General features: G+C 59.5%; 11 protein-coding genes and 2 tRNA genes. 8 read left to right on the top strand and 5 right to left on the bottom strand.

All coding sequences use genetic code 11. The features are described from left to right. The 3 genes from VGG64_24390 to VGG64_24380 all read left to right on the top strand — a co-directional run. Nucleotides 1–1777 (top strand): class I tRNA ligase family protein (locus VGG64_24390; protein ID HEY1602765.1); only part of this gene is annotated, 1777 nt, incomplete at its 5' end. A 105-nt stretch (nucleotides 1778–1882) separates the two neighbouring features. Next, the gene (locus VGG64_24385; protein HEY1602764.1) at nucleotides 1883–2344 is read left to right on the top strand and encodes a hypothetical protein; all 462 of its coding nucleotides are present in this window, start codon (nucleotides 1883–1885) and stop codon (nucleotides 2342–2344) included. Between the two features lie 27 nt (nucleotides 2345–2371). Then, the gene (locus VGG64_24380; GenBank protein HEY1602763.1) at nucleotides 2372–3043 is read left to right on the top strand and encodes a nucleoside deaminase; all 672 of its coding nucleotides are present in this window, start codon (nucleotides 2372–2374) and stop codon (nucleotides 3041–3043) included. Between the two features lie 44 nt (nucleotides 3044–3087). On the opposite strand, the gene VGG64_24375 is transcribed toward VGG64_24380, so the two are convergent. From VGG64_24375 to VGG64_24365, 3 genes are all read right to left on the bottom strand, one after another. Beyond that, nucleotides 3088–3777 carry a hypothetical protein gene (locus tag VGG64_24375; GenBank protein HEY1602762.1) on the bottom strand — a complete coding sequence of 230 codons (690 nt, stop codon included), beginning with the start codon at nucleotides 3775–3777 and terminating at the stop codon, nucleotides 3088–3090. A 761-nt stretch (nucleotides 3778–4538) separates the two neighbouring features. Continuing rightward, nucleotides 4539–4922 carry a hypothetical protein gene (locus tag VGG64_24370; protein ID HEY1602761.1) on the bottom strand — a complete coding sequence of 128 codons (384 nt, stop codon included), beginning with the start codon at nucleotides 4920–4922 and terminating at the stop codon, nucleotides 4539–4541. Between the two features lie 1013 nt (nucleotides 4923–5935). Further along, nucleotides 5936–6009: transfer RNA gene (locus tag VGG64_24365), tRNA-Val, on the bottom strand. A 244-nt stretch (nucleotides 6010–6253) separates the two neighbouring features. On the opposite strand from VGG64_24365, the gene VGG64_24360 reads away from it, so the two are divergent. Beyond that, nucleotides 6254–7345 carry a hypothetical protein gene (locus tag VGG64_24360; protein HEY1602760.1) on the top strand — a complete coding sequence of 364 codons (1092 nt, stop codon included), beginning with the start codon at nucleotides 6254–6256 and terminating at the stop codon, nucleotides 7343–7345. An 8-nt stretch (nucleotides 7346–7353) separates the two neighbouring features. Beyond that, entirely contained in the window at nucleotides 7354–8301 is a 948-nt protein-coding gene (locus tag VGG64_24355) for an aldose 1-epimerase (GenBank protein HEY1602759.1), read from the top strand. A gap of 18 nt (nucleotides 8302–8319) precedes the next feature. Here VGG64_24355 and VGG64_24350 read toward each other — a convergent pair whose 3' ends face one another. Both VGG64_24350 and VGG64_24345 read right to left on the bottom strand, forming a co-directional pair. Next, a complete protein-coding gene (locus tag VGG64_24350; GenBank protein HEY1602758.1) occupies nucleotides 8320–9726 on the bottom strand; it encodes an MFS transporter in 1407 nt (468 codons plus the stop codon). Between the two features lie 301 nt (nucleotides 9727–10027). After that, complete coding sequence (locus VGG64_24345) at nucleotides 10028–11515, bottom strand: FAD-dependent oxidoreductase (protein ID HEY1602757.1); 1488 nt, start codon at nucleotides 11513–11515, stop codon at nucleotides 10028–10030. A 356-nt stretch (nucleotides 11516–11871) separates the two neighbouring features. On the opposite strand from VGG64_24345, the gene VGG64_24340 reads away from it, so the two are divergent. From VGG64_24340 to VGG64_24330, 3 genes are all read left to right on the top strand, one after another. Then, nucleotides 11872–13887, top strand: a complete 2016-nt coding sequence (locus VGG64_24340) for a tetratricopeptide repeat protein (GenBank protein HEY1602756.1) — start codon at nucleotides 11872–11874, stop codon at nucleotides 13885–13887. Between the two features lie 330 nt (nucleotides 13888–14217). Then, nucleotides 14218–14290, top strand: a tRNA-Lys gene (locus VGG64_24335). 191 nt (nucleotides 14291–14481) lie between these two features. Next, a partial coding sequence (locus VGG64_24330) for a hypothetical protein (protein HEY1602755.1) occupies nucleotides 14482–15551 on the top strand: 1070 nt, incomplete at its 3' end.

Here is a 15551-nt window from a genome sequence, read left to right as displayed (position 1 = left end):
CGTCAAGATCGTCCCGTCGCGTTACGCCACCGGCTATCTCGACTGGCTCGGCGAAAAACGCGACTGGCCCATCAGTCGGCAACTTTGGTGGGGCCATCAAATACCAATCTGGTACGCACCCGGCGTCAGCGAGGCTGAACTGAAGCGCGCCTTTGCCGGCCGGGACGACGTTGTTTGGCAGCGGGATGCTGATCATGACCGCTGGTTGATCGGCGCACTCGAAGAGGATCTGGCTGAGGATGCAATACCTGGTCACAAGCTTACGCGCGATCCGGACGTGCTGGATACCTGGTTCAGCTCGGCACTGTGGCCCCATTCGACCTTAGGCTGGCCTGACAAGACACCGGAACTGGCCTACTACTATCCGACCAGCGCGCTGGTGACCAGCCGCGACATTATCACGCTGTGGGTGGCCCGCATGGTCCTCACCGGACTGCACAACGTCGGCGAAGTGCCGTTCCGCGAGGTGTTCATCCATCCGAAGATCCTCGACGGCTATGGCGAGACCATGAGCAAGTCGAAGGGAAATGGCGTCGATCCGATCGACATCATGGAGAAATTCGGCGCGGATGCCTTGCGATTTGGCCTGGCCTATCTGACGACCGAAACGCAAGACGTCCGCATGCCCGTCGAATTCGAGTGCCCGCATTGCGGCGCACTCGTCGAGCAGACCAAGAAAAATCGCGTGCTGCCGCGCGTGCCGTGCAAGCAGTGTGGGCAGGAGTTCGCCACGCAATGGGCCGAAAAAGCGGCCGACGTCGCTCTGCCGCGCGGCGCCGTGGTGAGCGACCGCTTCGAGCTAGCGCGGAATTTCTGCAACAAGCTGTGGAACGCCGCCCGCTTCGTATTAATGAATCTAGAGGGGTACACGCCCGGCGCAATAGACGACGCCGAACTAGTAACCGAGGATCGCTGGATCCTCAGCCGCTTGAGCACGGTGACCGAAGGGGTGACCGCAGCGCTCGAGGCATATCGCTTCGCAGACGCCATGCGGCTGCTCTACGAATTCGCCTGGGACGAATTCTGCAGCTTCTACCTGGAGATGGTCAAAGGGCGGTTATCAGACCCAGCCAGCCGCGATACGGCACAACGCGTTCTCGCGCATACGCTCGACACGCTGCTCCGCCTGCTGCACCCCGTGATACCCTTTATCACCGAAGAAATCTGGCAACTATTGAACGCCGCGGCGCCCGAGCGAGGATTGCCCCCCTCTGGCACTTCGGCGGAAAGCGTCATGATTGCCTCTTGGCCGGTGCCCGACCGCGCGCGGCAAGATGCCGAGAGCGAGGCGCGCTTTGCACGCTTCCAGGAAGCACTAGCTGGACTGCGCGAAATTCGCAGCCGGCAGAATCTGCCGCCGCGGACCGAGATCCAGTTTTCGCTTCGTTGCGATGAGGCGACTGCGACTTTGCTCCGTCCGATGGCGACCTATTTCGAGTCGATGGCCAAGGCCCGCGCCACGGATTGGGGCCCAAAAGTCGAGCCCCCCAACACCAGCGCCAATACGGTGCTGAAGATTGGCGAGCTGTTCGTCGACTTGGCCGGTCTGATCGACGTCGAGGCCGAAATCACCCGTAATGGCAAAGAGCGTGAGCGGCTCGTAGTCGCGATTACCGGCAAGGAAAAAAAGCTCGCCAATGCCAGCTTCGTCGAACGCGCGCCGGCTGACGTCGTCGAGGGAGAACGTCGTTCTCTGTCGGAATTGCGCGACCGGCTCACCGCCACCGAAGCAACGCTCGCGGCGCTCGAGGGCCAGCGCCCCAAAGGCAAAAAATAGCACCGCCCAGAGTGCTATGCTTCGGTGGCTGTAGATGGTGACTTCAGTAGCAACTTCCGCAGCAGGGTTGCCGGTCCTTTGTCTCATTGGATGGCTCCGCAAACAATGTGGCGCACGTTAAAACGCTTATTGCTCATATTTTGGGCCATATGGTTGACGCTGGTCGTGGCCGGCAACGCGTGCGATGCGCTCAAAAATCTCGGCCTGCTGCCAGAGCGCTGGCTCTATAGCTCGGGCAACTATCAGGCGATCCTGGAAGTGCTGGCTCCCTACAATCTGCCAGACTCGCTGGCGGGTCTGCTATTTGCCGGCGTCATTCTGTGGGAAGCCGCGGTCATGATCTTGTTCTGGTGGAGTGGGCTGACAATCCAGAATTTCGCCGCGCGCGATGGACGGCGGCTACTCGCCATTACTTTCGCAGCCAGCCTCGGGCTGTGGGGGGCATTTCAAATTGCCTGCGAAGCGCTTCCTTCGCCGCTGGCCTATCAACTGGCCGCTACGCATCGCTTGCTGTTCACAGAAACGCTCGCCACGCTTTTGGTCGTCGTCTTGTTGCCCGACGAATGACACGTACAACCACGCGGAGACTCGCACATGACGGTATCGAAGCTTGACGCGCCGCGCGACGAATCGGGGCGTCGCCGCTTTCTGATGGGCCTTGCCGCTGGCGGTGTTGTTGGCGCCACGACCGCCTGGTTGCCCCGTCGCAAGCGATCTCAGGGCAACTCTACTGAAGAGATCAAGGCAACACCCGATGCCAATTCCACATCCTCAGTCGCCGCCGAGTTGCCGCTGAATCACGATCGCTTTATGCGCCTTGCGATTGCCCAGGCACGCGAAGTGCCGAAACTACCTTTCGGAGCGGTGCTGGTCGACATCCACTCGGGCAATGTCGCTGCCGAAGGCCATAATCGCTCGGCCGATAGTCCTACGTTTCACGGCGAAATCGACGTCATTAATCGGCTCGCCGCCAAACAACCTGATGCGGATTGGCCGGCACTGGCACTTTACACCACGGCCGAGCCGTGTCCGATGTGTCAGGCAGCCATCGAATGGGCCGGCATCAGCTGGGTCGTCTACGGCTCGTCGATTCCCTTCTTGCAACGGCTCGGATGGTGGCAAATCGACATTCGGGCTGAGGAAGTTTTGCGCCGCACCACTTTTCGCAAGACGAAGATCCTGGGGGGCGTGCTCGAAGAGGAATGCAATGCCCTTTTCCTCGCCGTGCCGAAACGAGTGCCGCGTACCGACGAGGAAAGTAAATAGCGCCTCCGCCGCGATAAAGACAGCTACCGGCCGCTATGAGATCGTCACGCTCTCGCATGACGACGGCGGTGCGCAAGCAGCGGCAATATCCCAAGCCCAACGACCGCCAGCAGCAATGACGACGGCTCCGGCACCCGGGTCACGGCGAAGTTGAAATCGTAGTTCGTCAGCGCGCCCAATTGCTGAATCCAAAATGTATAAGAACCGGCCGCCAACGGCGCCGTAAATCCTTGCGAACCCGCGCCCGTCCCCATCGAGGGAAGAATATCGAGCCCGACGTTGCCCGCCCCTGGACCGAAATGCGTGTATCCCAATAGATTCGCAACATTGGTTCCGGTTGGCGGCTCGGTAAACGTCGTGCCGCTTTGGATGCCGATGAATCCCTTTTGATCCGTCGAGCTGAAGGACTCCAGAATAATCTGCGACAGGGTATCTCCTGCAGGCACGGTAACAGTCAGATAATCGATGTCGCTCGGGCTGCCAACCACTGATCCGATGACGTCGTTGCTCCCAACGGACAGCGCCAGCGAAGTAGGAGCCAGCCGATTATTCGAGATGTCACCGTTGGCCGACTCATTCCATACGACCGCAGCCTCGGCGAACGACGCCATGAGAGCAACCGCCGCACAAGAGAAGGTGAGCAATCGTAGCAGCCCACAAATGCTAATGCGGCGCGCCGATATCGTAAGATTGTTCCGGTGAAACGAGCGAACAGAATCGAAGTTGCTGCGCATGAGTTAGTTCCCAGATGCCTGACAAGAAAATGCCATGAATGTAATCGCCGTGGGGCCATGTCCGCCCTGCATCAAGCATTGCCTGTCGCGCAATAACTTTGGGCGCGGGAACACTCGACGCTAACGAGCAGTCCTGAACAGCCGCCTGTAGTCTGCGGCTTAGGCCTGATTGTGCCGAACTGGCCACCCTCAGCGGGTTGGTAGGCACAAAGATAGAGCGCACTAGGGCGCAGCGACTCTCCATCGGTGGGCGTTGCGTTTCGTTGTGAGTACGCGGCAACCGAGCGGCTAGATTGCATGCGACGCCGATTTTCCGCCCGGTTTAGACGGGTTCACCGTCGACCGAGGTCCACCCATCACTTTTTGACGAGCAGCAGCCAAATCACGGCCGGATACCCGACTATCGATGGGCATCTAGACAACGACGCCAAAGAAAAGGTACAGCCAATCTCAGCCAAAGGCCTCCCCACGGCTATGTTGGCGACCGTCCACAACTGCCAAGCGACGAGAAATGGGCGATGAGGGGACTCGAACCCCCGACATCCACGGTGCAAAGGCCAATGGACCTCGCGCTGAAAACTGCACGTTCTCTGAGGAATAACGGCAGTTAATCACAATGAGCACGATTTGCCGAAGACTCGCGGTAGCGCGAGATGAGCCGGCAATTACCGTTTTATTCAGAGCCGCGGCGCCGATCGCGAACGAATCGACCAGATCTAACTCCAAACCCCGCGCCGACATCCCGCCCCGTTTTATTTCGCCTAACGACCCAGCGTCGGGTAGAAGTGCGAGTAATTCTGACGAGTGGCCGCGTGCCCCGTCACTCGCATTTTTGTATTCCCACCCTCGGTCGTAGCTTTTGAACGCGCCGGCGAAGAAGCAGTGCGCTGCAAGTTCTTTATGGCAGACGCTGAATGCGAATTGAAATTCTGTTGATCGACCTGAGGGCGAACAAGCGATTGATAGTTGGTCGAAGCGCCAGACATCGAGTTATTGACCAGGTTCATATAGGGGCTTACCGACGGCCTGCGCGACTGCGTGTCGAATGGCCTACTCTGCGGCTTGTACTGCGCGTCAGCCCGATCGGCCAAAAAACCAAGACTAACTACAACACCAATCGACGTTACCAACAGATATCGTTTCATGTGTTCCTCTTCGGCTAAGCGTGCCGGGAAGGCTTGGAATCCCTTAACTATCTTTCAATCATACTCCCTATCGAAAAACTCTTAAACAAATATATCGTTACCTGTGCGTTTCTTAATTTATCGAGGTTTTGCCGTGGCCATCGATTGGTAACACTAGCTCGGCCAGAGCCCATTAGGCTTGACGATAACCCCCGCCAGCGCCCGCAGGCGGCAGCGGGACAAAACCTGCCCGGATTCACTGACCAGGGCGGCCAGCGCCCATGTTTCAAGGTGGACCCTGCGGCGGCTGGTCACTTCTCTCGTTGATTCGGCCGACCAGCGAATTCATCCTGGATTGTTCTGCGCCGTTCCCTGCGCCGCTTGTGCCTTCTGCCGACTGCTGTTCGATTCGTTTCGTATCGGCGACGATCGCGCGGCAGGCTGGCGCAGCATCTTGGCAGGGAGCGAGTTGTATTAATCGGCCCCAAAGTCCAGGACGTATTGCGACCCTATCTGCTACCTTCGGCGGATGCGTACCATTTTTCCGACAGATTGCCAACGTGTTCGCAAGGCGCAGATGCTGGCCAATCGTAAGACGCGGGTTGGCCGAGCCAAGTCGACCGGTCAACACGCAAACCTGTACGTCTCCCTGGATTGAAGTACAACCGACTGTCGTATCTGATCGCCGTTCGACGCGCCCCGCGTAAAGGCTGGCGTGCGGATGCGGCCCCAAATCGTTTGGTATACGGCCGTCACGGAGATCCGCAAACAGTTCGGCCTAGAAAGCGCACAGGTGGTACTCGAACTTTCCATGCCCAATACCACGCTGATCTACGCCGGGCGTACACTGGCCGAGGCTGCGGCAGTAACTCGTGAGGCTGGATAATATGTAGCATTCCACCAGTACGTGGCATGATGCGACCTCCCATATTGCGAATAAAACGGCAGTTACCGTTTTATTCCCTTGAGAAAAGCCGCACTGCCGAACGTTGCCGGGTAACGCAACCGCTTTTTTCGGCGATGTTTACATACAATGGGCGATGAGGGACTCGAACCCCCGACATCCACGGTGTAAACGTGGCGCTCTAACCAACTGAGCTAATCGCCCGCGCAATAGAACTTCCGAATCGTAGTCCGGGCTTGCTGGGAGTGTCAATGTGCCGAAGGCGGTCGGCATAAACCGGCCTGCGCCGCGCGCGGCTGGTGCCGGCATGACGACAGGCCTAAAATGCCGCTTCGCCGTGCAGCACACATAGGTTACAGGGGGCCGCAGGCCGGGCGACGTTCGCGGTTGCGCACGCTTTGGCCGAGCAATGGCTGGCGAGGGTAGTAACATCCAGGAGAGGTTCCCGTTGCTTGACACGTTGCTTGTGCTGGTGCTGGCGGCCCATCTACTGGCGGCGAACTTGGCCGGCGCAGCTCCGCTGGTTTGCATCTGGCTCGACATCCGCGAGACCCGTCGCGGCGACTTGGTAGCAGGCGAGTTGGGCCGGTACTTGATCCGGCAATCGATCCTCTGGCTCACTGCGGGGCTGGCTTTGGGGGGGTCCACCCTGGCCTTGGTATGGGCCGCGCAATGGGAGCCATTTTACGAGACCGCCGGCCGGATTCCGGCAGCGCGTTTCTGGTGGGCCCTACCAGAATTGGCGTTTTATTTCTATTGCGTGGCCATGTACCTGCGCTGGTGGACCGGTTCCGGCACGTCGCCCACCTGGCAGGTCGTAATGCGGCGCTTGTTGGGGGTGCTGGCAGCTACAAACCTGCTCTATCATTTCCCGCTGCTTTTTACCGTGATCGGCGTTTATTCCACACGGCTGGCGGTTGATCCTGGGATGCTCAACTTTCGCCGCGCCATGCTCGACCCCGAAGTTCTGTCGCAGTTCGCCCATCACGTTTTGGCATCCTTTGCGATCGTAGGGGTCGCCATTATGGGCTTCTCGCTACGGCTGGGGCGCAAGGGCCGGCCCGCCGGAGAAGTCCAACGCGTGGCAACCTGGGGAGGTCGTGTGGCCCTGGTGCCCACGGTGTTGCAATTGATCGTCGGCATGTTGGTGCTGTTGGCGCTGCCCGAGCGGGCGCGCGATGGCCTGCTCGGCGGCGACCAGGTAGGCACAGTACTATTTGGCCTGTCAATCGTGGCGGCGATCGTGCTGATGCACCGCCTGGCGAGTATTGCCGCTGGCGATGTCGAGCGGAAAAACCTGATTGGCTCGATGGCCCTGCTGGTATTGATCGTCGTAGCCATGGTCGGCACGCGGCAACGAGCGCGACATGGCAAATTCGTGTCGACCGCCAGTCGCATCGAACGCGCGGTGGCCGCGGTTGAAACTACTAGTGGCGACGCCATAGCACGCCAGCCGCACGATTGCGACGCAGTGCCAATGACTGCTCATGTTCGGTCGAGTTATAAAACTAAAAACGACGTCTACACTACCAGCACTTGAGGAACAAAATGCTAGATATCGTCGCCTTGCACGATCCCACGACCGGCGCCACGGCCAAAGTCATGCCGGCACGCGGATTCAACTGCTTCAGCTACCAGCCCGTTTTCCTAGGGGAACCGGTCGAGGTGCTGTGGACTGCGCCCGACTTCGTCACGGGACAGAGCAAGGCATCGCACAGCGGCATCCCGGTTCTGTTTCCATATCCCGGCCGGCTGCGCGGGGCGAGCTTTCGCTATGACGGCCGATCCTTTGCCCTGGAGGGTAACGACGGAATCGGCAATGCCATTCACGGTTTCGTCATCGACCGTCCTTGGCGTATCGTCGATCAAACAGGCACGCGCGTCGTCGGCGAGTTCCAGGCCTCGGTCGACGAACCCGCCTTACTTGCCCATTGGCCAAGCGACTTCCGCATCGCCGTGGCGTACGAGCTTGTTGGCCACGCGTTGACAAGTGATGTGCGAATCGAAAACACGGGCCAGGGGCCGCTTCCTTTCGGCTTTGGCACGCACCCGTACTTTCGCGTGCCGCTGGGCCGTACCGGCAGCCGCGATCGCTGCGTTGTGACCGTGCCGGCCGACCATTATTGGGAACTCGCCCACATGATGCCGACCGGCCGCAAGTTGCCGGCTACCGGAGCGCATGGTTTGGCGTCCGGCATGCAGTTCGCCGATACCAAACTGGACGATGTTTTCACCGATCTGACGTTTGCCAACGGCCGCGCGGTGACAACGATCACAGACCCGGACAATCATCGCACGCTCGAACTGACGTTCGACGAGCAGTTTCGCGAATGCGTGGTCTACAATCCGCCCCATCGCGAGGCAATCTGCATCGAGCCTTACACCTGCGTCCCGGACGCTTACCAGTTAGCCGAGGCAGGTGTCGACACGGGCCTGCGCGTTCTGTCGCCGGGCGAGAGCTTCTCCTCGCGAATCGATATCCGGCTGAGTGGCTAGCCAGAGGCCTGCGCCGGATCAGTCGGCGATTTCCGTCGGCGGCTCAGGCAACCAGAACGACGCAATCAAGCCTACAACATAGACTGCCAGTCCCACGGCTGCGGCCGTGTATGCCATCTTTGTAGGGTCGGACGTTCCCGGCACAAAAGATTGCGCGGCCAGCGTGCTGGTAACCCAGGCGAACGAAGTACCGATCATTCGCCCGCCGATATTGGCGGCGAAACTTTCGCCGGTGCCGCGCAGATGGACCGGATAGACGCGCGGCAAGTAGTTGCCCCAAAAGCTGAACTGCGCCACAGTCAGCAAACCGGCGAAGAAGATGCCAAAATACAGCAATTGCAAACTCTGCACCCCGGCAACGGCAAAGACTAGCGGCATAACGATCAGCCCCGGAATCTGAAACAAGCGAATCAAAGTCCGGCGACTGACGATGCGCACGGCCAACACCGCCAAGAGGAACCGCCCAACGAGCCCGCCGATCTCCTGCACCTTGGTGACATCGGCCGCGGTGGCTTGCTCGATCTTGGCCTGCTCGGGCTTCTTCAGGCCCTCGGTCTTTTGTTTCACGTCAGGCAGACCAGGAACGATCTGCGGAATCTGCTGGATGGCACCGAACGCCGCGCCGTAGCTGCAGGCAAACATCAAAGTGGTCACAATCGTGGTGCGACGTAAGGCGGGCGAGAATAGCTCTAGTATGCTCGGCCGCTTGAGCGTGCCGGCAGCTTTCTTCTGTGCCCAAATCGGACTTTCGGGCAGGAACGGGCGTATCACGATCAAGGGTATCGCCGGGATCAAGCCCGACATCAGTGTGTAGCGCCACGCTTCGTGTTGATGCTTGAGGTCGATCGTCCCCAGCAGCGAACTGAGGAACTCGGGAATAGCGATCGCCGGCAGATTTCCCGAGTACTCGATAGCCAGCGAATTGGCACCGGCAACCAGCAAACCGCCGATCGACGAAAAGAACTGGGTATAGCCCAAGACCCGCTCGCGGCGTTCCGGCTCGGGGAACAACTCGGCAAGCCAGGCGACGGCGGCCACGAACTCGACGCACACGCCAATGAACGTCGTACAACGAAAGAACAACAGCATTGGAATCGACGTGCTGAACCCGGCGGCAAATGCTGAAAAAGCGTACAGCAAAATACTCCACGTCAACACAGCACGCCGGCCCAAACGATCGGTCAAATAACCGCCGATCAGTCCAAACACCCCGCCGACAAATGCCGGCACGAAGAACAACATGCCCCGCCAATGCGTGAATTCCGCACTCCCCGGCGTCACGCCTAGTTCTTGCAGTGCCGGGCGCAGAATCAGCGGCAACATCAGCAATTCGTAAATATCAAACGCGAAGCCAATCGATGCGATGACACAGATCAACCATTGGACGCCGGTCAGTCGCCCCGCAGGGCCGGAAGGAGAGGACATCGGCTACTCACAGTGTAAGGGGGGCAGGCAGGTCTAACGCGGCAGGCCGTCGCGAACGAAGCTCTCCCCACCTCTCAAAGCGCCTCTGGCGCCGCAGTGTGGGACAGCTTGTCTGCGCAAGAGGATCATAAGTGCCGCCCGGTGGGCTGGCAAGTCGGCGCAGACGCGACCGAATAGGAAACCACCGCGTAGCATGCCGCCGGCGGATGGTCGTCAGTTGAAAATCCCGTGGCAACATCGTGTCGACACGTCACGCTTCGGCCGCACGGCGGCAAGGTTCGGCCGTCCGTCGGCCAGCAACTCACGCGTGAATCGCATCCTGGACCAGGCCGGTTTCGCTGATCAATGCGTCCTCCTGATAGCTCGCGTAATCGGCATTGACCGACCACAGGTCATGGCTGCGATTATCGAGAATGTTTTCGGCGGCCAGAATGCCCATCAGAATACTGTGATCCTGACTGTTGTACTTGAACGCGCCGTATCGGCCGATGGGCGTCAAGCCGCGGAAGCGTTGTAAGTAGCCCACGATACAGGCGACATGTTCGCGATACCCGCGGCGATATACAGGATAAGACCGTGGAACGCGTACGACGTGCCCAGCCAGAACGTGTGCCTTGCCAAGCAAACCGGTCGCGCGCAGTTCGCGAGTGGCCCGCTCCACGATCTTGTCGTCCGCTTCGGCCCACAACGGATCGGCGTCCCAGCACCAATACTCGACGGCCAGCACGGTAGTGCGCTGATCGCCGTACAATTCCGGCACCCAATTGCGGAAGTTCGTGACGCGGCCCATGCCGAATTCCGGCGCGTGCATGTAAACCCATTGGTCGGGAAACAGCCCGACCGCGTCGACATTCAGGTAAACGAGCACGGTATTGCGAAATGAAAGTGCGTCGACAGCTGCCTGCACCTCGTGCGGCACTTCTCCCAAACCGCGCACCAACAGCGTCAAGGGCATGGTCGAAATCACATGATCGCAAGCGACCTGCCGCCCGTCCATAAGCTCCACGCCCGTAACCTGAAAGCCTTCGTGCGTTATACGGCGAACCGGCGCACGGAGATGAATCTCGCCCGCGTTCGCGATGACTCGCCCGGCCATCTTTTCATAGACCGTACCGGTGCCATGCAAAGGATAGGCAAAGCGGTCGACCAGGGTCGTATGAACGTTATTCCGCCGTGGCGAGAGCACGCGTTTGACGGCTTCGCCCAGTGAGAATTTCTTGATGCGTTGCGCGGCGAAGTCGGCATCCAACTCGCTGCACGGGATGCCCCACAGTTTTTCACTGTAGGACTTGAAAAACGTCTCGAACAACCGGCGTCCGAAACGATGCACCACCCACGATTCGAACGAATTCTGCTCGCCTTGCGGATTACTTGGAATCAGCTTTTCCTTGGCATAGCTGGCCAAGCACCGCGCGGCGTTGATTGGCCCCAGCTTGACCAGGACGTCGGCCATTTGCAAAGGATAGTAAAAGTACCGGCCTTGGTAATAGATCCGCGTCAAACGATCCACCATGCGGTACTCTCGGCCCACGACCTCCAACCATAACCGATTGACGCGCGCATCGGTGCTGAAAAATCGATGCGGCCCCAGATCGACGCGCTGTCCCCACAGGTCGAACGATTGTGCCAGCCCACCGACGCGATCGGCGGCTTCAAAGACGTTGACCTGGGCGCCTCCCTGGCTCAACCTAAGCGCGGCCGTCAGGCCGGCAGGGCCGGCGCCAATCACCGCGACTTGCATGGAATGACTCTCCTCGACAGTTACCGCCGCGCCGGCAATCTCCGCCATCGATGGTCCTCCGGCTCCTGCGACAATCGAGTGCGGCAGCCTGATCGGCCGCTCCGCTCACACTATCATATTTCTAGGTGACATTGAGTCTTGTCGCGCAACGAGCCGAGTTCACTTGTTGCCGCCCCGCGACAACGGACCACCACTGACCGCCACCTGTTTTGCGGCACCGGCCGTCGCGCCGTCGCATCGAAGTTCCGACCAGCCCCGTGTATAAGGATAGGGTAGGGGCCAATTCAGCCCAGAATGGCTTGCCTGGAAGGGGCCGGGGCGGATTTTGGCCTAAGATTGTGCGCCTTTCACGCTTATGCACGTCATAAGGCGCATTTCCGACCGAGATCGTCGACGGCATTTCTATGAGTAATCTCGAACATTCCGCCTCCCGATCGGCAGCCATTTCGCGTCCGTCGTCGTTGCGCGGCGTGTTTCCCTTGCCGGCCTGGGCGGCCATGTTGGCCGGCACTCTGCTATTAACGGCCGTCGTGTGGTTGGAATATGGCGGCATCGTCCACGCGCCGCTTATCTGCGACGACTACGCCACGCTGGACGTCAATCCATCGATTCTGAAGCTCTGGCCCGTCATCAGCTTTTCGGGCGAAGAAACTCCCTTGAATCCGTCGCCCGAAACTCCTGTCTCGGCACGACCGCTAACGAACCTGACGTTTGCCATCAATTACCATTTCGGCCGCCTCGACACCGCTGGCTATCACATCGTGAATACGTGCATTCACGTGCTCGCGGCGCTGGTGCTATGGGCGGTGGTGCGGCGCACCTTGCTGCTGGAATATTTCGCGGGTCGCTTCGCGCACGTGGCCGGTCTGCTGGCATTCGGGTCGGCTCTGGTGTGGGCCGTCCATCCGCTCAATACCGAGAGCGTGGCCTACATCACGCAACGGACCGAAGCGCTGATGGGGCTTTTCTACCTGGCAACTCTCTACGCCTGCATTCGCTATTGGACGGGCGCCAGCCGGTCGACGCGCGTCATTTGGCTCGTTTTGGCCACGCTGGCCGCGCTGGCAGGCGCGCTCAGCAAAGAAGTCATCGCGTCCGTGCCCGCCGTGGCGCTGCTCTACGAGCGCACCTTCATTGCCGGAACCTTTCGCCACGCGCTGCGTAAATCCTGGCCATTGTACGTCGGGCTTGTTCTCTGCTGGCTGCCGATGATCGTCATCAACAGCAACGGGCCGCGCACGCCGGCGGCGGGCTTTCATCTGGGCCTGCCTGGATACGTTTGGTGGTTTACGCAGGCGAAGGTGCTACTGCTGTATCTGAAGCTCAGTTTCTGGCCTTGGCCGCTGGTACTGCACTATGAGATGCCCTATATCGAGACATTTGCCGACGCTTGGCCCTGGGTAGTGCCGGTCGCGCTGCTAATTATCGCCACACTGATCCTCGTCTGGCGACGCAGCGGCGTGGGATTCGTCGCGCTGAGCATGATCGCCGCGTTATCGCCCACGCTGTTGATTCCCTGCGTGCCCGAAATCGTCGCCGAGCGACGCATGTATGTCTCGCTGGCGATGCTCGTGCCGCTGGTGATCGTCGGCTTCTATACAGTTCTGCAAAGAATCTTCCGGCCTTCTGCCCGCAACACGCCGTCCGGCACCAACCACGAGGCCATTAGCCGTGGGCCGCTTGCGATTTGGATCGTTGGCACGACTGCCTTGACGATCGTTTTCACGATGGTGGGCATCCACCGGCTGAGCGCCTACAACAACGCCGTCGGGTTGTTGCAGGACACGATCAAAAATCAACCGGACGATGTCTCGATTCTCATCAACCTGGGTATCGAGCAGGCCAAGGTCGGCGATATCGAAGACGCGATGCAATCGTTCGATCACGCCGCGCATTTGTTCTCGGACTCGCCCCTGCTGAACTACAAGTTGAACCAGGAAGAACACAAGCTGGAATACAGCCTGGGGCTGGCGTGCGAGCAGTTGGGCCGTCCGCGCGAAGCAATGGGGCACTATAAAAAAGCCGTGCAATTGCGTCCTCAGTATGTGGCCGCCCGCTACAACCTGGGGCTTTTGCTGCAAGAGGCAGGGCTGTTGCAAGCCGCCATGGATCAATACGAAGAGGCGGTGCGCATCAAACCCTCATTCGCCCAGGCGCATTGCAATCTCGGCGCATTGCTAGCGAGCGCCGGCCGTATCGACGAGGCCATCCTCCACTTGGAAGAGGGAGCCCGTCTGGACCCCGAGGCCGGCACGTACATCAATCTCGTCGATGCCTATGTTCAAACAGGCCGTCGCGAAGACGCCATCCGGGCCGCCGAACAAGCCATCAGCGTGGCCGAAGAAGACGGCCAACAGGAAATGGCCGAGCAAATCGGCGCCTGGCTGCAACGATTCCGGGCGGACGAAACGCGTCCTTGAGGCACTGGCAAACCATGCGCAAGCGGCCGTTTGTGGCGAGCCTCAATTCCTTCTGCGGAAAGCGCGTGCGATCGCGCGCCCAATCCCCACGGTAACACGGCATCTGGCAGTGCAGCTTCGACGCGCTTGACGGGCAGTGCACAGGGCCACGACTTTGCGAAGCGCAAGCCCGCGACCGGGCCAATTCGATCCGCCCCGGGGTGCCTCGACGCCAAACCCTCATGCGGTACAATCTTCGGGGGGTAATGCTGCGAGCGCGGCACTTGGGGTATGTCGTCCTATTCGGCGACACCGCGTGGCCATCGTATGTCATTGTCCCGCATTTTCGAAGAGGCTGTAGCTCAGTCGGTAGAGCAACGGACTTTTAATCCGTAGGTCTTGGGTTCGAGTCCCAACAGCCTCACTCGTATTTTACCGTGTTTTTCCGGCAAATCTAGCTAAGAGCCGCGTCCAGAATTTCCATCCGTTTTCAGGATTTATGGGAAATAACGCACCCGATAAAGCACCCGGAAACGCCTGCCGGTTGAACAACTATCTTCGCTTGCCATCTACCACCGAGTAGCGGGACAATCGGAGGCGAATCGCCTCTAGTACGTGTCCCCCGAAAATCTCGCCACATTGTCGGCCGCGAATCCACCTGCACCCGACCCCACGGAGCAGGGGATTACTGCGTCGCCACTCCCGACCAACCCGCCCGGCCAATTCATCAAGGCCGAGACGAATCTTCTTCGCTTCCCGATTTTTTCGCTCAGCACCAAGGGGCTCAAAAACGTCGACGAAATCCAGTGCGTCGGCGTGAAGCGAGACGGCACCCAGGAGCACGGCTTTTCGCTGACCGTCTCTCGCAACACTCGATTCGTGTATCCAGGTCCCTTGGCCCGCAAGGTCCACTTCGCATTGCTCAGCATTATCTACGAGCAAGGCTATCCGTTTACCAATCCGATCGGCTTCACCTGGCGAGACCTCGCCCGGCGAATTCAAAGTGCCCACGGCGGAGAGAAGATCGGTCGTCTCAAGGAAGCGATCCGCAGCATCCACGGCGTGGTCATTACGACCGAGTATGCGTTGAAGTCCGGCCCCGACCGCCAACATCTTCCCTCCCGCGAACGCGGATACCACCTGTACTCCGACTTCGTGTTCTTAAACGATCAGCTTCCGGACGGCGGGATTGCTGATCGCAATTACGTCTGGTTCGCCGACTGGTACTTGGCGAATCTAAACGCGTTCTACGTTGCACCCATCGACTACCATCTTTGGCGAGCACTTAATGAGGCGAGTCCAATCGCCAGCCGGCTCTACGAATTCTTGTTGTTCAACTTTGCGGGTCGCCACCCGGTTCTGACGATCAACTATGCGAACCTCGCCCAATTCTTGCCGATCCGCGTCGAACGATACGTGTCGAAAGCCCGCGAAAAACTCGACCCCGCATTGAAGCGGCTGCAAGACAATCTCGTGATCCGCTCTGTGCAGTGGGGTCATGCAAAGGATAATTCGATGCAGCTTCGCATTGTGCCAGGCCCGCTGCTCTTGGACCGGCCCGGACAAGAACGCATACCGGCGACCGACGATACCGACTTGCTCGACAATTTCCGCGTCCGCGAAGTGCATAGCAGCGAGACGCCGAGCCAGACCATCATCCGGCAGTTCTATCGCTTGTGGACGGG

Source organism: Pirellulales bacterium, assembly GCA_036490175.1.
Classification (GTDB): Bacteria; Planctomycetota; Planctomycetia; order Pirellulales; family JACPPG01; genus JACPPG01.
The sequence above is the reverse complement of the archived record's forward strand: the minus strand, read 5'-3'. Positions and strand labels throughout refer to the sequence as shown.